The sequence below is a fragment of the Pseudarthrobacter leeuwenhoeki genome (assembly GCF_055412885.1).
This window is the reverse complement of sequence record NZ_JBVAYY010000015.1, coordinates 82,561-107,166: the sequence shown is the minus strand read 5'-3', so window position 1 is coordinate 107,166 and position 24,606 is coordinate 82,561. Positions and strand designations below refer to the sequence as shown.

The 24,606-nt window shown below is 66.0% G+C and carries 21 protein-coding genes; 12 read left to right on the top strand and 9 right to left on the bottom strand.

What is annotated here, in order from left to right; genetic code table 11:
• The first annotated feature begins 726 nt into the window (after positions 1-726).
• Entirely contained in the window at positions 727-1,533 is an 807-nt protein-coding gene (locus tag ACZYX4_RS14455; RefSeq protein WP_463877042.1) for an AfsR/SARP family transcriptional regulator, read from the top strand.
• 655 nt (positions 1,534-2,188) lie between these two features.
• On the opposite strand, the gene ACZYX4_RS14450 is transcribed toward ACZYX4_RS14455, so the two are convergent.
• Entirely contained in the window at positions 2,189-3,025 is an 837-nt protein-coding gene (locus ACZYX4_RS14450; protein ID WP_463877040.1) for a hypothetical protein, read from the bottom strand.
• Between the two features lie 483 nt (positions 3,026-3,508).
• Between ACZYX4_RS14450 and ACZYX4_RS14445 the strand changes: the two genes are divergently transcribed.
• Positions 3,509-3,802, top strand: coding sequence for a hypothetical protein (locus ACZYX4_RS14445; RefSeq protein ID WP_463877038.1), 294 nt, complete (start codon positions 3,509-3,511; stop codon positions 3,800-3,802).
• 13 nt (positions 3,803-3,815) lie between these two features.
• Here ACZYX4_RS14445 and ACZYX4_RS14440 read toward each other — a convergent pair whose 3' ends face one another.
• The 4 genes from ACZYX4_RS14440 to ACZYX4_RS14425 all read right to left on the bottom strand — a co-directional run bounded on the left by ACZYX4_RS14440 (position 3,816) and on the right by ACZYX4_RS14425 (position 6,351).
• Positions 3,816-4,436 (bottom strand): L-threonylcarbamoyladenylate synthase, encoded by a 621-nt coding sequence (locus tag ACZYX4_RS14440; protein ID WP_463877036.1) that lies wholly within the window; start codon positions 4,434-4,436, stop codon positions 3,816-3,818.
• Between the two features lie 443 nt (positions 4,437-4,879).
• A complete protein-coding gene (locus tag ACZYX4_RS14435; protein ID WP_463877034.1) occupies positions 4,880-5,176 on the bottom strand; it encodes a DUF3267 domain-containing protein in 297 nt (98 codons plus the stop codon).
• Between the two features lie 6 nt (positions 5,177-5,182).
• A complete protein-coding gene (locus tag ACZYX4_RS14430; RefSeq protein ID WP_463877032.1) occupies positions 5,183-5,476 on the bottom strand; it encodes a hypothetical protein in 294 nt (97 codons plus the stop codon).
• 314 nt (positions 5,477-5,790) lie between these two features.
• Positions 5,791-6,351, bottom strand: coding sequence for a DUF7010 family protein (locus ACZYX4_RS14425; protein WP_463877030.1), 561 nt, complete (start codon positions 6,349-6,351; stop codon positions 5,791-5,793).
• 625 nt (positions 6,352-6,976) lie between these two features.
• Here ACZYX4_RS14425 and ACZYX4_RS14420 point away from each other — a divergent pair.
• Positions 6,977-7,294 carry a DUF6457 domain-containing protein gene (locus ACZYX4_RS14420; RefSeq protein WP_463877028.1) on the top strand — a complete coding sequence of 106 codons (318 nt, stop codon included), beginning with the start codon at positions 6,977-6,979 and terminating at the stop codon, positions 7,292-7,294.
• A gap of 256 nt (positions 7,295-7,550) precedes the next feature.
• Here ACZYX4_RS14420 and ACZYX4_RS14415 read toward each other — a convergent pair whose 3' ends face one another.
• Entirely contained in the window at positions 7,551-9,905 is a 2,355-nt protein-coding gene (locus ACZYX4_RS14415) for an FdhF/YdeP family oxidoreductase (protein ID WP_463877026.1), read from the bottom strand.
• 214 nt (positions 9,906-10,119) lie between these two features.
• Between ACZYX4_RS14415 and ACZYX4_RS14410 the strand changes: the two genes are divergently transcribed.
• Both ACZYX4_RS14410 and ACZYX4_RS14405 read left to right on the top strand, forming a co-directional pair.
• The gene (locus tag ACZYX4_RS14410; protein ID WP_463877024.1) at positions 10,120-10,962 is read left to right on the top strand and encodes a dienelactone hydrolase family protein; all 843 of its coding nucleotides are present in this window, start codon (positions 10,120-10,122) and stop codon (positions 10,960-10,962) included.
• A complete protein-coding gene (locus ACZYX4_RS14405) occupies positions 10,959-11,543 on the top strand; it encodes a TspO/MBR family protein (protein WP_463877022.1) in 585 nt (194 codons plus the stop codon). The genes ACZYX4_RS14410 and ACZYX4_RS14405 overlap by 4 nt, the downstream gene beginning before the upstream one ends.
• Here the strand turns inward: ACZYX4_RS14405 and ACZYX4_RS14400 are convergent.
• Positions 11,488-13,287 (bottom strand): long-chain-fatty-acid--CoA ligase, encoded by a 1,800-nt coding sequence (locus ACZYX4_RS14400; protein WP_463877020.1) that lies wholly within the window; start codon positions 13,285-13,287, stop codon positions 11,488-11,490. The two genes, ACZYX4_RS14405 and ACZYX4_RS14400, sit on opposite strands and share 56 nt — an antisense overlap.
• Before the next feature lie 252 nt (positions 13,288-13,539).
• Between ACZYX4_RS14400 and ACZYX4_RS14395 the strand changes: the two genes are divergently transcribed.
• Positions 13,540-14,922: an MBL fold metallo-hydrolase gene (locus ACZYX4_RS14395; RefSeq protein WP_463877018.1), complete on the top strand. Its 1,383-nt coding sequence runs from the start codon at positions 13,540-13,542 to the stop codon at positions 14,920-14,922.
• A complete protein-coding gene (locus ACZYX4_RS14390) occupies positions 14,919-16,232 on the top strand; it encodes an erythromycin esterase family protein (RefSeq protein ID WP_463877016.1) in 1,314 nt (437 codons plus the stop codon). The genes ACZYX4_RS14395 and ACZYX4_RS14390 overlap by 4 nt, the downstream gene beginning before the upstream one ends.
• Here the strand turns inward: ACZYX4_RS14390 and ACZYX4_RS14385 are convergent.
• Positions 16,229-17,206, bottom strand: a complete 978-nt coding sequence (locus ACZYX4_RS14385) for a hypothetical protein (RefSeq protein ID WP_463877014.1) — start codon at positions 17,204-17,206, stop codon at positions 16,229-16,231. The genes ACZYX4_RS14390 and ACZYX4_RS14385 overlap by 4 nt on opposite strands.
• A gap of 160 nt (positions 17,207-17,366) precedes the next feature.
• On the opposite strand from ACZYX4_RS14385, the gene ACZYX4_RS14380 reads away from it, so the two are divergent.
• The 3 genes from ACZYX4_RS14380 (at position 17,367) to ACZYX4_RS14370 (ending at position 19,776) form a co-directional block, all read left to right on the top strand.
• Positions 17,367-18,236, top strand: a complete 870-nt coding sequence (locus ACZYX4_RS14380; RefSeq protein WP_463877012.1) for a universal stress protein — start codon at positions 17,367-17,369, stop codon at positions 18,234-18,236.
• Positions 18,237-18,579: 343 nt separating this feature from the next.
• Positions 18,580-19,020 (top strand): hypothetical protein, encoded by a 441-nt coding sequence (locus ACZYX4_RS14375; RefSeq protein ID WP_463877010.1) that lies wholly within the window; start codon positions 18,580-18,582, stop codon positions 19,018-19,020.
• 204 nt (positions 19,021-19,224) lie between these two features.
• Positions 19,225-19,776, top strand: coding sequence for a dihydrofolate reductase family protein (locus ACZYX4_RS14370; protein ID WP_463877008.1), 552 nt, complete (start codon positions 19,225-19,227; stop codon positions 19,774-19,776).
• Positions 19,777-19,796: 20 nt separating this feature from the next.
• Here the strand turns inward: ACZYX4_RS14370 and ACZYX4_RS14365 are convergent, their stop codons facing one another.
• Positions 19,797-20,261 (bottom strand): hotdog fold thioesterase, encoded by a 465-nt coding sequence (locus tag ACZYX4_RS14365; protein ID WP_463877006.1) that lies wholly within the window; start codon positions 20,259-20,261, stop codon positions 19,797-19,799.
• 223 nt (positions 20,262-20,484) lie between these two features.
• Here ACZYX4_RS14365 and polA point away from each other — a divergent pair, with 223 nt between their 5' ends.
• Positions 20,485-23,130 (top strand): DNA polymerase I, encoded by a 2,646-nt coding sequence (gene polA / locus ACZYX4_RS14360; protein ID WP_463877048.1) that lies wholly within the window; start codon positions 20,485-20,487, stop codon positions 23,128-23,130.
• A 75-nt stretch (positions 23,131-23,205) separates the two neighbouring features.
• On the top strand, positions 23,206-24,495 hold the full coding sequence (locus tag ACZYX4_RS14355) for a GNAT family N-acetyltransferase (protein ID WP_463877005.1): 1,290 nt from the start codon (positions 23,206-23,208) through the stop codon (positions 24,493-24,495).
• Positions 24,496-24,606: the final 111 nt, after the last annotated feature.

Sequence of the window (24,606 nt, the reverse complement as noted above, 5' to 3'; positions counted from 1 at the left end):
CACGGTAATCGGGCAGGTTGAAGATCATGCTGGCAGCATCATGGCCAGCCACAGTAGGCTCTAACAAGGCTCGTGGTTCCTGTTCAGGTTGAATGCGTAGTAACACTCAGCCCAGCAGGACCACGAGTCCTCTGCTAGATACAACACGAACCTATTTCCCCGGGAACCTTGAAGAGCCGACAAACGCCGGGCCTGCTGCGGGCGGCGGCACCCGGGAACAGCGCGCCGGGGCTGGTTCGGGGGTCGCGGGAGGTCTTTCTGGCCTGCGGCGACATGTTCTTATCGGCCATTCCTGTCCCGGCGGGGCCCCCGGGGCAGCTACTCGACGCCACTCCACCGCCTGGGCGAGCAGATACTTGCCCCGAGAGTCAAGTACTCACATTGGGTCTGGAGGATACTTGGCGGCGTTCTGCGCTGTACCCGACTTTCTGTGCGGTAAAGGATCGGGTAGCTTCATTCCTTGTTGCGCCCCATTTTGCATGTCACGGTTTTCCTAGAAAGTCGGAAGGAAGTAAGTCCCAGCATATCGATCCTATAATTCCCTCCGGCTCTCTGAAATGCGAATAGGTGATACCTGGGAAATCGGAGATCGTGGTGGATGGTTTGAGGGGTTCCATGGCAATTTCGGTTCGACTATTCGGGACATTCGAGGTCCGACGAAATGGCGCAGTACTCAGAGCGGCGGACATGGGGGGCTGCAAACCGCGGCACATTCTGGAAATTCTCTTGCTTAATCTGGGGACACCGGTTTCCAAGACGCGCTTCGTCGAGCTCCTGTGGGGACCCAAGGCAAGCGGCGGTGCGGTCGCCACTCTGGAGAGCTACGTCAGCGGCATACGCCGGGCGATCCAGCCAGGCAACACCAAATCGGGTCCGCTCCGCACCGCGAACGGCGGCTACGTGCTTGATCCACAGCTGGTGGAACTCGACCTGTCGGAGTTTCATGAGCTGATCCGTGCAGCCCGGCGGTCCGCGCCGGAGGAAGCGCACGTGCTCTCGATGCGGGCCCTGGAGCTGGCCGCGGAGCCGCTGCTTGGCTTCGAACTCGGGGCCGACTGGGCAGAGGAGGCGCGGACCCGCCACGCTGCCGAGAAAGTCGCCGCCCAGATTCTCGCGGCAGAGACCGCAGCGTTTCTCGACAAACCTGAGCTCGCCGTCTCGATGGCGCAGACTGCCATCCGGTCTGAGCCGCTCAACGAACGGGCGTGGACCATCCTTGTCGCGGGATACGAACAGGCGGGACTCCCTGTGGAGGGGCTGTCCGCCTATGAACGCTGCCGCCGGCTGTTTGACCGCGACCTGGGGTGCACCCCGGGACCGGCGCTGCAGGCTGCCCATTTGAGATTGTTGCGGCAGCGCGCCGAAGGAAACACCGAGCTCTCGGAAGTCCTGGCGGCCCTGCTCTATTTGGGAGAACGGCTTCACGGCCCCAAGTGCACGCAGCCTGCTGCAGAGGAATCCCGGCGCATGCACGAGAACGCCGGCCGGGTGCTCGACTCCTTCCTGCAACAGGCGCTGGCCGCCGCCGTCTGATCCCTGCCTCTGCCCTGGTACCGGCGGCCCGCTCTGGCGGGCGCCCGGCTTTGACGACCGGGAGCCCGGCCCAGTGGGTCGGGTACCGGGGGACCGCATGTCGGGTTTCATGCTCCGGCCCGGCCCGGCCCGGATTCCTGCGTGGCCCAGGCCGATGGAGCCGCGCCGGTGCCACCGGCTGACCTGTTGCTGTTGTTCCTTCCACTCCTGGGTGGAGCGTCGGTGATCTTTGTTGTGACCAGCTTCTACTTCAACCCCGCGGCCTTCCTGATGCCATTGGTCCCGCTGATACGGCTGGCCTACCCTGACTACCGCCCACGCCGTCTGCAGGTCTCCGCAGAGGTGCTGCTGTCCCTGGCCGTCGTTGCTGTCGCAGCGTTTCAACCTGTTCCGGATGGGGCCTGGTCCTCCCCGTATAACTACGCCGGCGGACCAGTCACAGCAGGGCTTCTGATGGCTAGGTGGGCGAACCGTGATCACACCACTTCCAAGCGACGGATGCCGCACAATAGGGCGGTCCTGTAAGTTGAACCGTCGCAGCAGGCCCTGGCCGCTGCCCCGCAAGCGGAACCCTGAACGGGACGGATGAATCCGGCTCAGTTGCGGTCTGGAGAACCGCCGTCATGAGCCGCGTAGCATTTTTCGGCCTGAGACATTAGCTCTCCAGTGGCTCCGGCGGGATGAGCCCCCGAAAGGGCTCAATACGGGACTCGAATTCGTTGCGGTCGTCCGCTGCCAAAAGACCGTTAGCCCCATAACTCAACGCCAGCGTATTCATCTGCCACTGTGATCCTTCTGGCGGCCGGAGCCGTTCCTCGAAGGTGCCGTTAGTGTCCTTGGAAAGATCCTGGAACCTGAAGGATAGCCACTGTCCTGCCCGGCCCAGCGCGACCCCGGAAACAATAACTTGCTTGTCCGGAGTGAGACCGCCAAGGTCTCGGATGCGGTCTTCGGCAGACCAGTTTTCCAGGCCGTCGATTGCCGGCGCCTCGTAGCCGTATCGGCGGGCCACCTCGCCAATACTGCTGATTGCCCGCTGCTTTTCTTCCCACGTTTGCGGCACGGTAGTGCTCTGGGCTTCGGGACCGTTGACATTCGTGAGGAGCGACTCGCCTCCGTCGTGGTTCGCGATTGGCCTGTGAAACGGGCTGCTGCCTCCGGTGTCGGCCACCGGGGCCCATTCGAGCTGGAATTCCTCCGACAGAGCCGCCTTGATCTCGGCAATCATGGTCTGCCCTGCGTCGTAGCCCTGCTGCGGCGTGGGGCCTTCCAGAACCTGCTGGGGATCGGTCCCGGCGACACCTGGGTAGTCGCGCCAGTACACGGTGCGTTCTGTACCGTCGGCGCCTGTGGCTTCTGTTGTCCGCCCAACAGCGTTGTCAAACATGTGGCGGACGATGCTGGCGACGGGAACCGCAGCTGTCACGGCAACAATGAGGATTGCCGCGAAGATCCACCATCGGCGGTAGCCGCGCAACGTGAACTGTGACATCTACCAGTACCCCCAAACTGTCGTTGCCACGACACTACAGGGGACCGGCGTATTCACCGGACTACGAAGCTCACCGTCCCGTAATGGGCGCCCCGGAAAACGTCTGACCTCGAGGCAGCATTCGCGTTGACAAATGCCGGGCACCACCGGCCTCCATGGTGCACCCCGTCATTCAGTCGGCACGGGGAAGAACACTGTGAGGGACAGGCGGAGAATGTCCGGGTCCCGGGGCGCCGGCCATTCCTTCACATCCCGCAACGCATCGCGGGCCGTCTGAAGGAGCATCGCCACCGCATACACAAAAAGCGGCGGTGGAACCCGCTGACGGTGGTCACCTTTCGACGGAGTTTCCGACCCCATCTCCCGCCGCCGGGTTAGCTTCGTCACGTGGCGGTCATTCCTCGAAAATTCCGGCGCGGCGGGCCCCCATAATTGGAACGACCCAGGCGGACTTTTCCCCACCGCCAGGTATGAGGAGGGTCCATGAAATCTTTGAGAATTTTGCAGAGCACTGCGAAAATCACCGTCGCGAACGAGTACTTTCCCTCGGCGGCGGTGCTGGCCGGAGTTGTCCTGTTCTGGGGCATCGGTCTCTTCGGCGGGCTGTCCCTGCTGAGCAACCACCAGACGCTGCTGACCACACTCGCCTGGTTGCTGTTCGTCTATGCTGCGGCCGTGCTCACGCCCCTCGCGGGACTGCTTGCGGTGGTGGACCTGTCACGTCGCTGGTTGCGGAACCGGGCGTCAGTCGTCGCAATGTCAGACGAGACAGAGTAGGGCCCCAGAGCGCCTACTCGAACCGGGACGGGTCGCCCATGCCGCGCCGGACGATGTCCGCCACGCCGCTGGAGTAGTCGATCACGGTAGTCGGCTCCGCGCCGCAGTCCCCGGAGTCAATCACGGCGTCCACCATATGCTCGAGCCGTTCCTTGATTTCCCAGCCCTGGGTCAGCGGCTCTTCCTCGTCCGGCAGCAACAGCGTGCTGGAGAGCAGCGGCTCGCCCAGTTCGGCCAGCAACGCCTGGACCACCCGGTGGTCCGGGATGCGCACACCTACCGTCTTCTTCTTCGGGTGCAGCAGCCGCTTGGGGACTTCCTTCGTGGCAGGCAGGATGAAGGTATAGCTCCCCGGCGTGACGGCCTTGATGCTTCGGAACACATCGTTGTCGATCTGCACGAACTGGCCCAGCTGGGCGAAGTCCTTGCAGACCAGCGTGAAGTGGTGCTTGGCATCAAGATGTCGGATGGACCTGATCCGGTCCAGTGCCTCCCTGTTCCCCAGCTGCGCGCCGAGCGCGTAGCAGGAGTCGGTGGGATAGGCGATCAGCCCGCCGGAACGGACAATTTCAACGACCTGGCTAATGGAGCGCGCCTGGGGATTTTCGGGGTGAACATCGAAGTATCTCGCCATGGGACGAGCTTACGCCCGACGGCGGCCCGGGCGCCTCATGCCTGGCACGTCCGGCGACCTCGATACCCCCGGGGCAGGCGGAATTTTCTTTCTCTGCCGGCACGTGAACGGAATGGATCTCACACTGATTGGTGCGCACGGAAACGGCCCGAATGGTGCAAATGCGTCAGGACCCTCGGGAGGGGGAAGCCTTGATGAGAGCAACGGTTTTTTGTCCCCCGGTGGTTCGTTTGTCAACAGCTCGGGTCTACGGCTCCACCGCCAATGATGCTTCCCAGGGTTAGAGAAGCAATTGAAGCAACAGTGCAGTCGGCCCCCGGCATTCCGTGCAGACGTTGAAGATGACAGTTACGGAGGAGACCAACAAAACTTGCAGTCCCGCTGTAGCTTCTGCCGGCGGAAGCAGCGGATCGAAAGTGATAGACGCCCCACTGTGGTGGGCTTTACTTCGCCACGCTGGAGCTTGCCGGCACGAACACGTGGATTTGATTTCCGTCGTCTTTGACGAGGGCGTCCTGCTGCTGCCGTGACACGACGTAGACCTCCACCAAGTCTCCGGCCGACCCGGCGAAGTTCAGTGTCAGGAGGACGTATGCGCTCAGCAGATAGTCCGGCGGGAGTGTGAGAAGGGCTATGACCAGCACTATTCCCCAGATGACCGCTGGGGCCAGGGCTACGATGACCGTGCTCCGGCGGGTGAGGTAGGCATGGTTTCCGGTGGTCAGGAAGGGGAACCGCACCGCGTATTAAGGCTTCACCTTGGTCAACAGCTGCAAGGCCACCCCGTGCGTCGCTTCGTGGACCGCCATATAGACAAGGCAAGCGGCCAGCATCACAGGGATGGTGACGGCGGGACCCCAGGACGTGGCCAGGGGCACATCGAGCAGCAGCGCGGCTGCCGCGGCAAGGAGAACGACCAGTACGAAGATCCCCTGGACTGCGACGGCGAACTTTCTGTCTTTCCTGAGGTCGACCGTCATGTGCTGCAGGTAGCTGGTTGGCAATTTGACGGTGTCCCGCACCCTGGACTGATCGCTCATCTTTGTCTCCTTAGAAGTCCGTTCGATCTCAGGTTAGTCGTCTGTGCGCGGCCGGCTGCGGGTATCCCTTGTTCCCGAACGACGGGCGGTCGGGGTGCACGGAGGCGAGCCACACCGCCGCGACGAACCACCCACACCGCGACGCGGACGCCCGTTTCAGTGTATGGACAATGGTGCCCGAAAACTCGCCGGCGATGCCGTCATGGTCATATATGTGCGTACTTCTCATCGACCGGCGCCGGTGGACGGTTCCACCGGCTAGACGCTGCGCGCAGCTGCCGGCCGGCACCCGGACAGGGGCCGGAGTCGCCACGTCAGCGTCCCCGGATCAACGCTTTGTTCTCCAAGGAACGGGCGGACGCGCGAAGCAGGAAGGAGAAGGCCACGAGCAGGGCGCCGGTAAGCCATCCGCCGACGGAGGACGGGACGGGCATCCCGTACAGGAGAAGAACGCCTGTGACGACCATTGCTGCGGACAGGACAGCGAACAGTCGCATGCCATAGAGAAAGACGAAAGGGAGGTAGTGTGCCCCGACGATGACCATGCTCGCCGGAAAGAACAGTTCACTTCGATCTCCGAGCATCGCTACAACCACGACAAACCCGACCGGTACCGTGAACGCTATCTGCATGGCCAAACCCGCCATCGGGTGCCCCGCCGGCAACGACGAAGGTCGTCCGGAAAGCCGCATGACGAGCGTCGTCAGTGGGAAGATCAGCACCCCACCGAAGAAAAGTATTCCGACAGCAGCCAGAGGAGAGAACCATGTGGCCGCCGCGGCAGCCACCAGCCACACCGCCCCCGAGACCAGCTGACCGTAGAACCCACCCGCGTATACTCGGCGCACATCGCGTTGAGCTTCCGCTATCGACACCTATCCGGCCCTGCCGGTCAGGCCGGATTCCAGCGGCACCCTTTTGATGTACGCGATGGACCCGAAATCCATCCTTAACCTCCTAATGTGCACGAGCGCTTCGACCATGATTTGTCCCCCATGTTCGGCCGTAGCGGCCGCTGGTCTTCACTCTAGAGCACGAGCGTGTGGTGGTTCCCTGCCGTAGGGCTCGCAACCACAGGTACTGCTATACGGGCCATCAGCGCCTGCCTGGGTGTGCCGATGCAGAATGCGTGTCGCGTGCCATAAGTGGCGTTCCTTGTATGGGTGAAGATCAACGAAGCTCACGACAATCACGGACGACGGCATCGAAGCAGCACCGCTGCCAATCGAACTGTGAAAAAGCCGCCATACTGAACTATCAGTCACACCCTTGCCCACAGCGGTGGCCTTGCCGGACGGCGACAGTTCTGCCTTGATGGCGTCGCGGGTGCCCCGGGGAATTGAACGCCGAGCTCAGGTTCCAAGTCGCTCTATGGAGCTGAGGCAGTTCCGGATATCCCCAGCAGGAAATACCTGTGTCGCGTTGCGAAACCCGGGTGTCGGTGCTACCCCTTGTGGGGGAAGATGAACGACAGACGCACCGCTACGAAGAGGAGAAACAATGACTTTGACCCGGGATGAAGACAGTTCGCTGCGGCACTGGAGCTCCCGCCTGATCCAGGCGCTGCAGATCCTTGATCTGGAAATGGACCACGAGAAAATCGTCCAGGTCGCGGACGAGTCGCTGAAAGCCGTCGGACCGCATGCGGACGCCATCAGCGCTTTCATCGTCGGATACGCCGCGGGAACCGCATCGACGGACGGCCGGAAGAGCACGCAGGAAGCCGTGGTCGCCGCGTCCAACAAGGTTCTCGAGCTCTGCGAGCAAGGCGAGTCCGGCGGCCCCGACGAAAAGGGCTGGGCCAAGCGCGCCCAGTAGCCACAGGATCCAGGCACCTCCGCGGGACATGCCCTCCCTGTGCGCCCGCGGATGGACATGTTGGCATGATGTCCAGTGGCCGCGGCCAGGGGTGGGCATGTCCCGTGGTGTCTCTAACAGCCCTGGAGGGACATGCCCTCCCTATTCGCCCGCGGACGGACATATTCGCATGATGTCCGGTGGCCGCGGCCAAGGGTGGGCATGTCCCGTGGTGTCTCTGGCAGTTCCGCGGGGCCAGCTCTGAAGCGTGCCCGCGCTACCGCGGCTGGGTCGCTGCGCCCGATGCCACGGTCGCCGAACCGTCCGGAGTCTGGTCCTCGCTGGGTTCGAGCCGCACGATCACTGCCTTGGATACCGGGGTGTTGCTGCCTTCGGCCGTGTGGTTCAGCGGCACCAGCACGTTGGCTTCCGGATAGTACGCCGCCGCGCAGCCGCGGGCGGTCGGGTAGGACACCACCCGGAACTTGCGGACCATACGCTCCACGCCGTCCTGGTACTCGCCCCGGATATCCACGAACATGCCATCGGCCAGCCCCAGTTCGGTGATGTCGTCCGGGTTCACGAACACCACGAGGCGCCCCTTCTTGATGCCCCGGTAGCGGTCGTTGTGGCCGTAGATGGTGGTGTTGAACTGGTCGTGGGAGCGCATGCTCTGCAGGATCAGCGTGCCTTCCGGCTTCTCCACGTGCTCCAGGTCATTGACGGTCAGCACCGCCTTGCCGGTCGGGGTGGGGAAGGTGCGGGAGTCCCGTGGCCCGTTCGCCAGGATGAAGCCGCCTTCCTGCCGGATCCGCTCGTTGTAGTCCTCACAGCCGCCGACAACCCGCGAGATGTGGTCCCGGATCAGGTCGTAGTTCTTCTCGAAACCGTCCCAGTCGGCTTTGATCCTGTCCCCGACCAGCGCTTTGCCGAGCCGGCTGACAATCGCCGGCTCGGAGAGCAGATGGTGCGAGACCGGTTCGACTTTCCCCCAGGAGGGGTGCACGGCGCAGACGGTGTCCTCCACAGAGACGAACTGCGGGCCGGACTCCTGAATGTCGATCTCGCTGCGGCCCATCGTGGGCAGGATCAGGGCTTCCGCGCCGGTCACGGTGTGGGACCGGTTGAGTTTCGTGGAAATCTGCACCGAGAGTTCGGTGTTCTCCATGGCCGCTTCGGTGGCGTTGGTGTCGGAAATGGCGCCGACGAAGTTTCCGCCGAGCGCTATGAACGCCTTGATGCCGCCGTCGCGCATCTTGTTGATGGTTTCCACGGCGTCCACGCCGTGGTCCCGGGGCGGCTCGAAGCCGAACTCCTCGCCGAGGGAGTCCATGAAGGACTGCGGCATCTGCTCCCAGATGCCCATGGTGCGGTCGCCCTGGACGTTGCTGTGGCCGCGGATGGGCGAGGCCCCGGCCCCGGGCTTGCCGATGTTGCCGCGCAGCAGGAGCAGGTTGATGATCTCCTTGATGGTGGCCACGCCCTTTTTCTGCTGCGTGATGCCCATGGCCCAGGTGATGATGACTTTCTCGGCCTTCAGATAGCGGGCCGCGAGTTCATCGATTTCCTCGGTGCGCAGGCCGGTCGCCAGCCGGACCGCTTCCTCGTCCAGCAGGCTGAGGTGTTCCTTGAGGTCCTCCAGCCCCTCGCAGTGCTCGGCGAGGAACGCGTGGTCCAGGACGGTGCCCGGGTTCAGGGCCTCGGCGTCGAACACACGTTTGGAGATGGCCTGCAGCAGCGCCATGTCGCCGCCGATGCGGATGTGCAGGAACTGGTCCGCGATCTCCGTGCCGCGGCCGATGACACCCTTGACCTTCTGCGGGTTCTTGTACCGTCGCAGGCCGGCCTCCGGCAGGGGATTGACGGCGACAATCTCGCCGCCGTTTTCCTTGCACGCTTCCAGCTCGGTCAGCATACGCGGGTGGTTGGTGCCCGGATTCTGGCCCATGACGATGATCAGGTCAGCCTTGGCAAAATCATCAAAGCTGACGGTGGCTTTGCCGATGCCGATGGTCTGGCCCATGGCCCAGCCCGAGGACTCGTGGCACATATTGGAACAGTCCGGCAGGTTGTTGGTGCCGAAGCCGCGGACCATCAGCTGGTAGAGGAAGGCAGCCTCATTGGAGGTGCGGCCGCTGGTGTAGAAGGCGGCCTCGTCCGGTGAGTCCAGGCCCTTGAGTTTGTCCGCGATGATCCGGATCGCCTCCGGCCAGGTCACCGGCTTGTAGTGGTCCTCGCCGGCGGGCTTGTGGACCGGCTCGGTGAGCCGGCCCTGCATCCCCAGCCAGTACTCGGAATGCGTCCGCAGTTCGGTCACGGAATGTTCCACCCAGAACTCCCGGCCGATGACCACCGGCGTCGCCTCCCAAGTGACGGCCTTCGCGCCGTTTTCACAGAACTCAAAGGCCTTGCGGTGGTTAGGGTCCGGCCACGCGCAGCTGGGGCAGTCGAAACCGTCCTTCTGGTTCATCGCCAGCACGGTCTTACGGGTGCGGTTCAGGCCCATGTGTTCGATCGCGGGCTTCATGGAGTGAAGCACCCCCGGGATGCCGGCGGCCCAGTCCTTTGGACCGTCGCCGACCACGAGGTCCTTTTCGTCGTTTTCCTCGACCTGGGGATTCTTGCGGTTCACGTGAACTTCCCTTCTGCAACCACCGCCTGTTCAGGCCGGTTCGTTGGTACTACCATGCAGACTACCTTTTGGCCTGTTACAGGCCTATCAGCTGCTTCGGAGCGCCGCAAGGGATTTGCCGTCGACGGCGGCGCCACAGTTCCGTAGCATGTGCCGTACGCGGGGCGGCTGAAGTGACTCCAGCAGTGCCGGCCCGGAACCGAGGGGGCCGTCCATGCCGGAGCAAGGGGAAACACCGGAGCAACGGCAAGCGCTGGAGGGCTTCACCGAATCGACGTTCAGCCACGGCGGCATCCGCCACCAGGTCTTTCGGGCCGGGGCGGGCCCGGCTGTGGTCCTGATCCACGAGGTTCCCGGGATCCACCCGGGGGTGCTGGACCTCGGCCGCCGGCTGATCGGCCGGGGCTTCACCGTCTACCTCCCCTCAATGTTCGGGCGGCCCGGGGGTAAAGCGGGCGAGGGAATCGTAAAGTCCATCGCGAAGGTGTGCATTTCCCGGGAGTTCGCTGTGCTGGCGAACCGGAGCAGCCCGGCGACGAGTTGGCTGCGCGCCCTCGCCGTCAAGGCACATCAGGAGTGCGGCGGTCCCGGCGTCGGGGCGATCGGCATGTGCATGACGGGGAGCTTCGCCCTTGCGATGGCGCTGGAACCGGCAGTCCTGGCGCCGGTCATGAGCCAGCCCGCGCTGCCGGCGGGCCTGACCGCGCGGAGGCGGGCCGCCGTCGGGCTGGATGAGGATGAACTGGCGCGCGTGAAGGCGCGGACCAGCCAGGGACTTCGGCTGCTCGGTTTGCGGTTCAGCAACGACCGGGGGTGTCCGGCGGAACGCTTCGCCACCCTGCGGCGGGAATTCGGTGAGAGCTTCGAAGGCATTGAGGTCGATTCGTCGCCGGGCAATCCGTTCGGCATCGCCCCGTCCGCGCACTGCGTCCTGACTGTGGACCTGGTGGACACCCCGGGACACCCGACGAAGGCGGCACTGGAACGGACCATGGAGTTTATCGGCGAGCGCCTGCGGCCGGACACAGCGGCGACGGGACCAGAGGAGCAGAAATGAAACTGATGACAGTCGTGTGGACGGCGGCGGCGACCGCGGCAACGGCAGCGGCCGGCGGAATGGCGACGGATCCGGACAGCCGCTGGTACCGGGGGCTGCGCAAACCGGACTGGCAGCCGCCCGCCATCGCGTTTCCCGTGGTGTGGACAGCGCTCTACGCGGACCTGGCCGTGAGTTCCGCCGTCGCCCTGGACAGCGAGGATCCCGGCGCGACCCCCGGCGGCGGGTCCCGGCGGCAGGAGCTGGCCGCGTACCGGCGCGCCCTGGCTGCCAACCTGGTTCTTAACGCGACATGGAGTTGGCTGTTCTGGCGTGCCCGCCGGCCGTGGCTGGCCGCGGCGGAGTGCGCCGTGCTGACGGCGAGCAGCGTGGACCTGGTGCGGCGGACGCACCGCTTGCACCGCGGCGCCGGAGTGTCCCTCGCCCCCTACGCTCTGTGGTGCGGCGTCGCCACCGTCTTGTCCACGGAAATCGCGCGGCTTAATCCCGGACCGGCCGGCGGGCCGGCACCAGCGATCCCTCCGCTCAGTGCCCTGACACGAGGGTGTCCCGGATTTCCCGGCGGAGGACCTTGCCGATGAGCGACCGGGGCAGGGAGTCGAGCACGATTACCCGGCGCGGCACCTTGTAGGCGGTCAGGTGCTTCCGGGCAAAAGCGAGGAGCGCATCAGGATCGAGGGTGGTTCCCGGGATCGGCACCACGGCGGCGACCACGTCCTCGCCCCCTCCGGGACGTGGCAACCCGACCACGGAGACTTCCGACATTCCGGGGAACGTGGCAAGAACGTCCTCCACCTCGCTGGGTGAGACGTTGAATCCTCCCGTAATGATCAGCTCCTTGATCCGGTCCCGGATCGTCACGAAGTAGTCGCTGTCCACGGAGACGATGTCGCCGGTGCGGAACCAGCCGCCGTCGAGCAGTGACTCCTCGGTCTCCTCCGGGCGGTTCCAGTAGCCGGAGAACACCTGGGGGCCGCGGATCAGGAGTTCCCCTTCCTCGCCCGGGGCTCGGTCCAGCGCGACGTTACTGGGATCCACCACCCGGATGTCGGTCAGCGGGAACGGCACCCCGACGGTGCCCGGCTTGCGGCTGGGGCCGAAGGGGTTGCCGATCGCGATCGGGGACGTTTCGGTCAGGCCGTATCCCTCGATCAGGTAGCCGCCGGTCGCTTTCTCCCAGGTCTCCACCGTCGACGTAGGCAGGTTCATGGCGCCGGAGATGGAGAAGCGGATGCTTTCCAGCCCGATGCCGCGTTCCGCCGCCGCGGCGGCGATCCGGTCATAGATCGGCGGCACGGCAGGCAGGAAGGTCGCCGGGGACTTCTTGAGCGCCTTCAGCACCAGGTCGACATCGAACTTCGGGAACAGGACCAGCTTCGCGCCGATGCTCAGGGCGAACGTCATACACAGCGTCAGACCGTAGGCGTGGAACATCGGCAGCACCGCGTAGACGGTCTCCCGGCCGTCCTTGAGCCCCGGCACCCACGCCCGGCCCTGCGCGGCGTTGGCCTGCAGATTGGCATGGCTGAGCATGGCGGCCTTGGGCAGCCCCGTGGTGCCGGAGGTGTATTGGAGGACGGCGAGGTCCTGGGCAGCGGGGCGCGGATGTTTCCTCTTGAGTTCTCCGGCTTCGAGAAGCTCCCGCCAGGGGAGCACGGGCCGCGGGGCGGGAGCCGTCCGGCCCGTCGGCTGGTCCTTGCCGGCGGTGAGGGCAGCACGGGCCCTGCGGGCCGCGGGAACCGGAAGCCGCAGCGCCAGCCGCTGCAGCAGCGGCATCGCGGGGATGAGTTCCACCGAGACGATGCTGCGGAGCCCGACGTCGGCCGGCAGCTGGCGGACCCGCTCGACCGCCTTGTCCCAGACGATCGCAACGGCGGCCCCGTGGTCCTCGAACTGGTGGCGCAGTTCCCGGTCCGTGTAGAGGGGGTTGTGCTCCACGACGACGGCGCCGAGGCGGAGCACGGCATGGAAGGCAACGATGTGCTGCGGGCAGTTCGGCATCACCAGGGCAACCCGGTCGCCGGCCTTGACGCCGAGTTTCTCCAGCCCGGCGGCGGCCCGGCTGATCAGCGTGCCGAGCTCGCGGTAGCTGGTGCGGGCGCCGAAGAATTCCAGGGCGGTCTTCGACCCGTAGCGACGCACGGAGCTCTCCAGGAGGTCCACGAGCGAACCCTTGGGGAGCACCAGGTCCGCCGGAACGCCTGGCCCGTAGGAACCGGTCCACGGGCGGTCACTCCAGGGCTGCCCGTGCTGCCCGTGCGCCTGGCCGGTGCCGGCCGGCCCCTTGCCGTGGGGTGCCGTACGCGTGGATTTCTTCTTCATCATCAGTCCTTGCCGCTGGGATCCGCCGGGTGTCCGCGAGTAAATGGGCCCGCCGGAAAATCCTACCGGTGCCCGGGCCGCGGCTGTACCGGGGCGCCCGTGGGCCCTGTGCGGCGGCGTCGCGGCTCGTGACTTTTGGCCCTAGGGGCAGGCCGGGCTCCGGCGGAAGCTGGGTACATCGCGCTCGCGGACCAGCCGTGCCGTTTCGTGTCGAAGAAGGTCAGTCCAGGCAGGACCGGCGGGATCGGGAGCACCATGAAACACCAGCAGCCCACCCTCCGTTTCCTCGGAGCCACCGACACCGTCACCGGTTCCAGGTACCTGCTCGAGGCCGGCGGGAAACGCGTGCTGGTGGATTGCGGCCTCTTCCAGGGCTACAAACGCAGCCGCGAACGGAACCGGACGCCGTTCCCGGTCCGGCCGGCCTCGATCGACGCCGTGGTCCTGACCCATGCGCACCTGGACCACACCGGCTACGTGCCCGCGCTGGTGCGGGACGGGTTCACCGGACCGGTCATCGCCACCGACGGCACCACAGACCTGTGCAAGCTGCTCCTCCCCGACAGCGGCTACCTGCAGGAGGAGGAAGCCCGGTATGCCGCCCACCGTGGATCGTCGCTGCACAGTCCGGCCCTGCCGCTTTACACCGCGGCCGACGCCGTGAAGTCCCTCAACAGCTTCGAGATCCAGGATTTCGACGATCCCCTCGACCTTGGCGGGGGGATGGAACTGACGTTCCTGCCCGCCGGCCACATCCTCGGCGCGGCGCAGGTCCACGTCCGGATCGGCTCACGGTCAGTGCACTTCACCGGGGATCTGGGCCGGGCGGATGACCCGCTGATGTACCCGCCCCGGCCGCTCGTCGCGAGCGACGTGCTGGTCACGGAGTCCACCTACGGGAACCGGAAACACTCCACCGTGGACCCTGAACAGCAGCTCGGGGACATCATCAACCGGGTGGCGAAGCGCGGCGGCGTCGTGCTGTTCGCCGCGTTCGCCGTCGGCCGGGCGGAAACCCTGATGCTGCACCTGTCCCGGCTCCGCACCAAAAACCTCATCCCGGACATCCCGGTGTACCTCAACAGTCCGATGGCCATCGATGCGTCCGGGATGTATCAGCGGCACCCCGAGGAGCACCGGATCAAGCAGCAGGAATACATGAATATGTACAAGGTCGCCAAGCTGACCCGCTCGGTCGACGAATCCAAACTGCTGAACCTCCGCGGCGGCCCGATGATCATTATCTCCGCCAGCGGGATGCTCACCGGCGGAAGGGTCCTGCACCATCTCGCGGCCTACGGGCCGGATCCGAAAAACGCGGTGATCCTCAGCGGATACCAGGCCGGCGGCACGCGTGGAGCCACCCTGGCAGCGGGCGAGCGCAAACTCCGGATCTACGGTGAGGACGTCTTGGTCCGGGCTGAAGTGATCCAGATGGAAAGCCTGTCCGCTCATGCGGACGCGGACGGCATCATCGCGTGGATGAAAGCCGTGGAAAGGGAACCCCGGATGACCTACATCACCCACGGCGAACCGGACGCCTCCGATGCCCTGCGCATCAGGATCAAACGTGAGCTCGGCCGGAGCACGCGGGTCCCCGAACACCTTGAACAGATCTCCATCGAGGAGCCCCGATGACTTCCGGCGTCGCGAAATCCTCGGTGCTGGCCGAAATTCACTCCCTGGCCCGGCCGCTGAAGACTGACCGGGACCTCGACGGGCTGGTCCGGCGCGCGGCGGACTGCCGCTTCGTCGCGATCGGGGAAGCCTCCCACGGCACGCACGAGTTCTATACCTGGCGTAACACCCTCAGCAGGCGCCTCATCGAAGAAGAGGGCTACAACTGGATCGGGGTGGAGGGGGACTGGCCCGATTGCTGGCGGATCAACCGCTGGGTGCGGGGCGAGACGGGGCAGCAACAGGGAGTTCATGCCCTGCTCGCCGGCTTTGAACGCTGGCCCACCTGGATGTGGGCCAACGAGGAAGTTGCCGCGTTCCTGGATTGGCTGCGCACCTGGAATCTCGGGCGCCCGATGAGCCAGCGCGTCGGCTTCTACGGACTTGACGTGTACTCGCTCTGGGATTCGCTCCGGGAGATCATCGGTTGGCTTCAGGACAACGTTCCCGACGCCGTCCCGGCCGCCCTGCGCGCCTGGCAGTGTTTTCTGCCGCACCGCGAGGACCCGCACAAGTACGCCTGGAGCACGCGGCTGGTGCCACAGTCCTGTGAGGCTGACGTTATCGCCCTGCTCACCGAGGTCCGGAGCCGGGTGCCCACCACGGGCGGGCACGACGAGGACGCATTCGGCGCGGTGCAAAATGCCGAAGTGGCAGCGAACGCGGAGCACTACTACCGGATCATGGTCCGCGGCGACCGCCAGTCCTGGAACGTCCGGGACCACCACATGGCTGACACCATCGACCGGCTCAGCAGGCACCTGGGGCCCGGCTCGAAGGGCCTTATCTGGGAGCACAACACCCACGTCGGGGACGCCCGCGCCACCGACATGGCCCAGGACGGACTCGTCAACGTGGGGCAGCTGCTGCGCGAACGGCACGCCGCGGAGGGCGTCATGCTGGTGGGCTTTGCCTCCCACCGGGGCGAGGTCATCGCCGCAGACGCCTGGGGCAGCCCGGAACGGATCCTGCCTGTTCCGCCGGCCCGCCCGGGAAGCCACGAAGACTTCCTGCACGAGGCCCTGGGTGTGCCGTCGGTGCTGGAGTTCGGTGAGGACAGGTCCGGCCCGTGGCTCTCCACGTGGCTTGGCCACCGGGCGATCGGTGTGGTCTACCATCCCGAACGGGAACTCGGGAACTACGTACCGACCCGGATAGGCGAGCGCTACGACGCGCTGATCTGGTTCGAGCACACCCACGCGCTGCGGCCGGTGCACCATGAAGGACCTCCACGGGAACCGGAATTCGAGACGGAACCGACTGGCTTCTAACCCGCTGTCCTCGACGGGACGGCGGCCGGCAGCACCAGGCCGGGGGCGAGGATCCGCACAGCGCTGAGAGTCACGAATTCGTTCGGCCCCGTTCTGCCCCAGTCAGTAACGTCAGTCTGGCCCTTTGACCCCGGCGGGTACCACCAGGCCCCCTCGACCGGCCACCGGCCGTCCGGCAGCATCTTGCTCCGCAGCACGTCGCTGGCCTCCAGAGCCCGGGGGTCTGCGGACAGTCCCATCCGGGACACCAGCAGCAGGGCCGGGAGGATGCCGTAGTGCCAGAACTCCGGGTACCGCAGCTTGACCCAGCGCGGGTCGATCGGATGTCCGGTTGAGGAGGACTTGAAGAGCCGGTGTGCCAGCAGCAGCTCCGCCGTCCGTACCGCCGCGGCCCGGGCCGCGGGATCACCGCCGGCTTTCCAGTACGCGTGCAGTCCCTTGGCGGCAGGCAGCGATTCGTGGAACGAGGAGCGGCGGCCGCCCGCGTCGACGTCGCAATTCCAGCCGCCGTCGGGCCATTGCCACAGGATCAGGTCGTGGGCCAGCTGGGCCACCCGGGGATCCGTGGCCATTCCCAGCCGGCTGCAGACGTACAGGGCGTTCCCTTCCTGCGATGCGCAGCGGCGGGTGAGTCCGTTGATGGTGCGGATCTGGCTCCGGTGCTGATCGCTGTGCAGCCAATCGAGAACTGTGCCGGCGGCGTCCAGCAGGGACGGGGCTTCCGCTTCCGTGACGCCGAGGTCGACGAGAGAGACGAGCCGCCAGTGCGCGCCCCTCCATTTCCGGTACGGGTGGACGCCGAAGCTGCCGTCGGGTTGCTGGCCGGACATTAGGGAAGACACGATCCTGCCGTTTTTCACGGAGCCACCACGCCACGGGGTGGCCAGGAATTCCAGATGCGCCGCGCGGCGGACGGCAGGTTCCCCGGATGCCGCCAACCATGCGATGGCGGCATCCAACGCGTCCTGCTGCATGGTCCGACGCTACGCAGGGGGCCCATGGGGAGTGAGGGGCTTATGGCCCTAACCGGGGGGCGGGGTGCGGCGCACACTGAAGTGCCGGCGGACTCTTGGGCTGCCGCCCGGATCGCGCCGTGCAGAACTGACCGCGCCATGGAAAAGAGCAGGATTCAGAATGAATAAACCAATTGTTGTCGGTTACAACGGATCAGCCGGAAGCGACGCCGCGCTGACGTGGGCCCTTCACCGGGCGGGCAGCCACAAGCTTCCGGTCATCATCATTCACGCGGTGGATGACCGCTGGATGTCTCCGGATTTCCAGTACCACGAGATGATCAGGCAATCGGGAATGGACCTGCTCCTGAAGGCGAAAGCCAGCGCCGCCGAGCAGGCGCCCGGCGTGAAGGTGGACATCCAGCTGCGTCATGGCGGCGGCGGATCGGTCCTGCGCGAGGTGTCGAAGGAAGCATCCATGGTGGTCGTCGGCGAGCACGACAAGCACTGGATGGACGGCGGTCCGCTGACGGACCGTGCCCTGCAGATCGTCTCCGCCTCGGAAATCCCGACGGCCGTAATCCCGTCGAAGCACGGCCCCAGTGACCACGGAGTCGTGGTTGGTGTGGATGGCTCCGAAGAATCGCTGCAGGCAGTGGACTTCGCCGCGGCGGAAGCGGACCGGGGCGGTGACGAGTTGACCGTGGTCCTCGCCTTCCGCAGGCCCGCCCGCTGGATCGAAAACGAGTTGCCGAAAAGCGGGCTCGCCGAGACCATCATCGAAGAGGACCGCGTAGTCCTGGCCGAATCCGTGGCCGGGCTGGGCGAGAAATATCCGGACCTCGTCGTCCACCAGAAGCTTGAGTCTGACACCGAACCAGCCAAGGCCCTGGTCGACGCGGCCAAGAACGCCCGGCTCCTCGTGATCGGCAGCCGCGGACGCGGCAGCTTCTCCCGGATGGTGCTCGGGTCCACAGCCCACGCCGTCCTGCTGAATCTGCAGTGCCCGACCGTCGTTACCCGGGTGCACAAGGTCAAGCACGAGGATTGAGCCGCGGAGCAATCCGTCCTCCGCAGGACAGCCCCTTAAGCGAGGGGGCTGTCCTGCGGCACGACCCTTGAGCCCGCCCGGGACGGATGGGAAGATAATGCCGTGGAGCCCATCCTGGATTTCGTCTGTCACTTCTGGTGGCTCGTCTTCCCCTGAGCGGACTGTTCGGCGGCTGGGCCCGCTCCTGGTCCAAAGCCAGCGAACGCCGGCACCGGCGCCGGGTGGAGCCCCATAAGCTCCGGAACCGGGCGGCGGGGCTGGAAAAGGTCAGCCGGACCCAGGTGCGGCAGCTCTGGACAGCCACGACGCCGTCAACCGGCGGTGGCTCGACTACGAGCTTGACGTGGGGAAACTCATCGACTTCCGGGTCATGACCGATGTCCGCGAACCATTGACCGTGGAGTTCCTGCGGGCCAAACGGGCGGCGGACAGCCTGCGGCCGGGAGCCCCAAAGGACATTGCGACGGCCACGCAGCTGGGAGAGTACCGCGAGGCCGTCCACAGCTTCGAGCCGGCCTTCGACGTGGCCGAGCGGGAAGCCCTGCGGATTAAGGACAGCAACTTCACCGGGCCGGTGCGGGACTGCCTCGCCACGGCCCGCAAACTGCTGCGGATCGCTTCGGACGCTGCCGCGACACCGGCGGAGCGGCAAACCGCTTACAAACGTGCGCGGCGCGAACTGGACGGACTGATTGTGCTGCCGGACGCGACGCTTGCCGCGCTTGAGGCGAAGATCGCCGGAATGATCGGCGCCGGCGGCAATCCCGACGTGCACCAGGGCTGACGGAACGACCCGGCAATACGCCCGCAGACCATGGGCATCATCACCCTGGCGCTCATCGTTGTGGGTACCCAGCAGCCTGGTTCCGCAGTTCAGGCAGGCTCCGGCCTGCCGGGCGCGGCACCCGGGTGACGGGCGCGGCACCCGGGTGACGGGCGGAAGGCCCGGAGGATGGGCACCCCGGCCGGGAGTGGCTAGGCTGGGGCCATGTCTGGATTCCAGTATTTTGTCGCGTCCTCGCTGGACGGGTTTATCGCCACCGCCGATGACGAACTGGACTGGCTGCTCCAGTTCGACGGGTTCGCCGGCGGTAAGGAAAGCTACGACGCCTTTATGTCCGACGTCGGCTGCATCGTCATGGGGGGCGACACGTACGCCTGGCTGAGGAAACACGAACCTCACAACTGGCCGTACCCCGCCACGCCCTGCTGGGTGTTCACCCATCACGAGTTCTCCGCCCCGAGCGGCGCGGACGTGACCTTTGTCCGCGGCCCCGTGGCCGAATTCGTTGAGGACCTCAGAGGCGCAGCGGGAGGCCGGAACGTGTGGATCGTTGGCGGAGGGGTTCTCGCGGCCCAGTTCGCGGACGCCGGTGCGCTCGACGAGATCATCATCTCGATCATTCCGGTGGTCCTTGGCAGCGGCAAAGCGGTGCTTCCCATGACGGGCCCGACGGCGCCGCTGGAGTTGCTGTCCTCGCACACCATGGGCAGGGGCGTCGTGGAGCTGCGGTACCTGTTCGGGCGCACCCCCGCGTAGCCCCTGCCCGGGGCCGTGCCTTATCCGGCGATGTCGCGGATCAGGTTGGTGATGCGCGCCGTGGACAGCCGCCGGCCCTGGCCGTCCGTCATGACGATCTCGTGCGTGGTCAGGGTGCGGCCAAGGTGGATGGCCGTGCACGTGCCGGTCACGGTTCCCGTGGTGATGGCCCGGTGATGGGTCGCGCTGACGTCAACCCCCAGCGCCTGCCGGTTCGGCCCGGCGTGCATTCCGGCGGCGAACGACCCCAGCGTCTCTGCCAGGACCACATGGGCGCCGCCGTGCAGAATCCCGGCCACCTGGGTGTTGCCTTCCACCGGCATGGTGGCGACCGTGCGCTCCGGACTCATCTCCAGGAAACGGATCCCCATCTTCACGACCAGGGCACCCACTCCGTATTGCCCCAGCCAGTCGTGCATGTCCTCGGGAACCCCGGCAGCCGCCAGTTCGGCCCCGAACGGGCCCGGCGTGAAATTGTGCTTCATGGGAACTAGGCTGGCACCTGTGAGCGAAACTACCAAACCGGCCCCTTCCCCCCTTTCTGCAGACACCGCAACAGACCCGGCTCCCGCCGCCGGCACCGCATCCCTGCTGGTCGCCGAGCCTGCCAGGAAGACCCGCCGCACCGTCGCGGAGGTCTCCGCCACCGAGGCGCCGGTCGTGCCCATCACCGACCAGCCCCGCCTGCTGGTCCTCGACGGCCACTCCATGGCCTTCCGGGCCTTCTACGCCCTGCCGGCCGAGAACTTCGCCACCTCGACGGGCCAGCACACCAACGCGGTCCACGGGTTCACCTCGATGCTGATCAACCTGATCAAGGAGCAGAAGCCCACGCACGTCGCCGTCGCTTTTGACGTCTCCGACGACACCACGTTCCGCAAAGCCGAATACGACGGCTACAAGGCGGGCCGGAACGAGACGCCGCGCGAGTTCAGCGGACAGATTGACCTCATCGAAAAGGTCATGACCGCCTGGGGCATCAAAACCATCAAGATGCCCGGCTTCGAGGCGGACGACATTCTCGCCACGCTCGCGGCCCAGGGGGATGCGGCCGGTTTCGAGGTCCTGCTGGTCTCCGGGGACCGTGACACCTTCCAGCTCATCACGGACAATGTCGTTGTCCTTTACCCGAAGACGGGCGTGAGCAACATTCCGCGGATGGACGCCGAAGCCATCGAAACCAAATATTTCGTCACGCCCCCGCAGTATTCAGACCTCGCCGCGCTCGTCGGGGAGTCGGCGGACAACCTTCCCGGCGTGCCCGGCGTCGGACCCAAGACCGCCGCGAAGTGGATCAACCAGTACGGCGGCCTTGAGGGCATCCTGGAGAACCTGGACTCGATCGGCGGCAAGGTCGGCGGCGCCCTCCGGGAACACATTGACTCCGTCAAGCGGAACCGCCGGCTGAACCGGCTCCTGACCGACCTGGAACTGCCGGTCTCGCTCCAGGAACTGGAGGAGCCCCGCCCGGACCACGACGCGATCGAGGAGATCTTTGACCGGCTGGAGTTTAAAACGCTCCGCACCCGGCTGTTCGCGCTCTACGGCAACGAAGCCGCCGAAGCGGAGCAGGACAGCATCGAGGTCCCGGAGTTCTCCACCCTCAGCGGCGCGGCGGAGCTCAAGGCCTTCTTCGACGCCGGAAAGGGCCACCGTTCGGCCCTGGCCGTCGACTTCGCTCCCGGGCGCATCGTCGAGGACGCCCCCGCCATCGCCGTGCTGCGCACTGATGCGGCGGCTTACATCGACCTGACGGCGCTGGACGCGGCGGCCGAGTCGGTGCTCGCCGGCTGGCTGCTGGACCCGGAGGCGGCCAAGGTCACGCACGGCTTTAAGTCGGCGCTGAAGGCCTTCACCGCCCGCGGCCTCGGCCTGGACGGCGTCGTCGACGACACGTCGATTTCCGGCTACCTGATCCAGCCGGACCGCCGAAGCTACGAACTCGCCGAACTCGCGCAGCACCACCTGAAGATGACGGTCTCCACGGAGGCCGCCAAGACCGGGCAGCTGGAGCTTGCCTTCGGCGGAGAGGACGACGACGGCGCCGCCGCCGGCGCGCTCGTCCAGCGGGCCGCCGTCGTGCACGCCCTGAGCCGCCACTTTGAAACGGAGCTGAAGGTCCGCGAGGCCCAGGAGCTGCTGACCAGCATGGAACTTCCGGTCAGCCGCGTCCTCGCCCAAATGGAACTCGACGGCATCGCGGTGTCCATGGACCGGATGAACGAACAGCTCGCGGACCTGGCCAAGGTGATCGAGAACGCCCAGGAGCTTGCCTTCGCCGCGATCGGGCACGAGGTCAACCTCGGGTCGCCCAAGCAGCTGCAGACCGTGCTCTTCGAGGAGCTGGGGCTGCCCACGACCAAGAAGATCAAGTCCGGCTTCACCACCGACGCCGCCTCGCTGAAAAACCTGCTGGAGAAGACCGGCCACGAATTCCTGGTCCAGCTGATGGCGCACCGGGAGTCCGCGAAGCTGCGGCAAATGGTCGAATCGCTGAAGAAATCCGTTGCCGAGGACGGCAGGATCCACACCACCTATGCCCAGAACGTGGCCGCCACCGGGCGTATCTCCTCAAACAACCCGAACCTGCAGAACATCCCGGTCCGCAGCGAGGAGGGCCGCCGCGTGCGCAGCATCTTCGTGGTGAGCGAGGGTTACGAGTGCCTCCTCTCCGCGGACTACTCACAGATCGAAATGCGGATCATGGCCCACCTTTCTGCGGATCCCGGGCTGATCCAGGCTTACAAGGAAGGCGAGGACCTGCACCGCTACGTCGGTTCGCATATCTTCCACGTGCCCCCGGCGGAGGTCACCAGTGCGATGCGGTCCAAGGTCAAGGCCATGTCCTACGGCCTGGCATACGGGCTGACGTCCTTCGGGCTGTCCAAGCAGCTGGAGATCTCCGTCGATGAAGCCAGGACCCTCATGAAGGAGTACTTCGAGCGTTTCGGTGCCGTCCGCGACTACCTCCGCGGCGTTGTGGAGCAGGCCCGGATCGACGGTTACACCGCCACCATCGAAGGCCGGCGCCGGTACCTGCCGGACCTGACCAGCACCGACCGCCAGCTCCGTGAAATCGCCGAACGGGTCGCGCTGAACTCGCCCATCCAGGGCTCAGCCGCGGACATCATCAAGCGGGCCATGCTGGGAGTCTCCGGAGCCCTGGCCGAACAGGGCCTGAAATCCCGGATGCTGCTGCAGGTCCATGATGAACTGGTCCTCGAAGTCGCCCACGGCGAGCGGGAGGCCGTGGAGAAGCTCGTGACTGAACAGATGGGCTCGGCCGCCAGGCTGACCGTTCCGCTCGACGTCCAGATCGGCGTTGGCTCCAGCTGGTACGAAGCCGGGCACTAGTCATCCAGCCAGCGCGGCGCCGGGGTCCCCTCCGGGGGGCGCCCGGGACCGCAGAATTCCCAGGGGGAGCACCACGTGGCAGAAAAGTACGAAATCCGGCGCTTCCGGGCGGCCGAAAAGGGTGAACCGGACTACGAGCTGGGAGTCGCGTGGCTGCGCGGCGTCGGGGTCGGGTTCTACGACGAGCGGCACAAGGACGAGTTCGTGGACAAGGTCATGGCCACGTACCGGACGGACAACCGGGAGATGACCGGGGTCTACCAGACCGGCCCCGTTGCCGCGCATTCCCTGGCGGCCGATATCCCGGTGGCAACCTTCGGGACCCTGCGCAAGCACCTCAACGTCGGCTACGGCCGGCAGCTCGAAGCGCAGCTGATCACCGCCGTGACCGTCCGCGGAACCCACCGCCGGCAGGGGCTCCTGCGCCGGATGATGACCGAAGACCTCGCCGCGTCGAGGGCCGACGGCGTCGCGATGGCTGCCCTGACGGCATCGGAAGCCTCCATCTACGGCCGGTTCGGCTTTGGTGTCGCAACGTTTGAGCGCAGCATCAAGGTGGACACCGGCCCGCGGTTCCGGCTCAGGCACATCCCAACCGGCTCAGTGGAGACCGCCGACCGGAAGGTCCTGCTGGAACTGGCGCCGGTCGTGTTCGAACGCGTCCACCGGGCCACCCCGGGCTCCCTCGTGCGTCAGGACGCGTACCGGCAGCGCAGCTCAGGAACTCTCGGCCGGGACGGCGCGGAGGACGAATCCATCAGGTGCGCCCTGCACTACGACGCCGCCGGCGCCGTGGACGGCTATGTCGCCTACAAGTTCTCCGGGTGGGACACCAAGCCGCCCGCCATGGAAGTCATCGACCTCGTGGCGGCCACCGAGTCCGGCTACCTGGAGCTGTGGCAGTTCCTCGGCAGCCTCGACCTTATTGATCGGGTCACCTGGGCCGAAGCTCCCGTGGACGATCCGCTGGCGTGGGCCCTGGATGACCCGCGCTGCATCGAGTCCAGCGAAAACGCCGACATGCTTTGGCTCCGGATTCTGGACACGGTCAAGGCCCTGGGGGCGCGGCGCTACTCCTCCGACGGCAGCCTGGTCCTGCGCGTCACCGACACCCTGGGTTTCGCGGCAGGCGTGTTCACCCTGACCGTGAGTGCCGGCGAAGCAAGCGTCGCGGCGGCCCCGGACGGCGCCGACCCGGAGCTGTCCCTCGATGTCGCGGAACTCGGATCCCTCTATCTTGGCGCCGTCTGCCCGGTGACCCTGGCCGCCGCCGGGCGGATCACCGAGCACGTGCCCGGGGCGGCGCTGGCAGCGAGACTCATGTTCGCCGTCGAGCGCGCACCGCACTGCCTGACGCATTTCTAGGCGGGTCCCGGCCGACCCTTTGCGCTTTGACCGGCCTTCCCGTATACGACTAGACTAAACGGGCGTGTACTACGTGCGCGCAGCTACAATCCACAAATCAGGATGACCCGG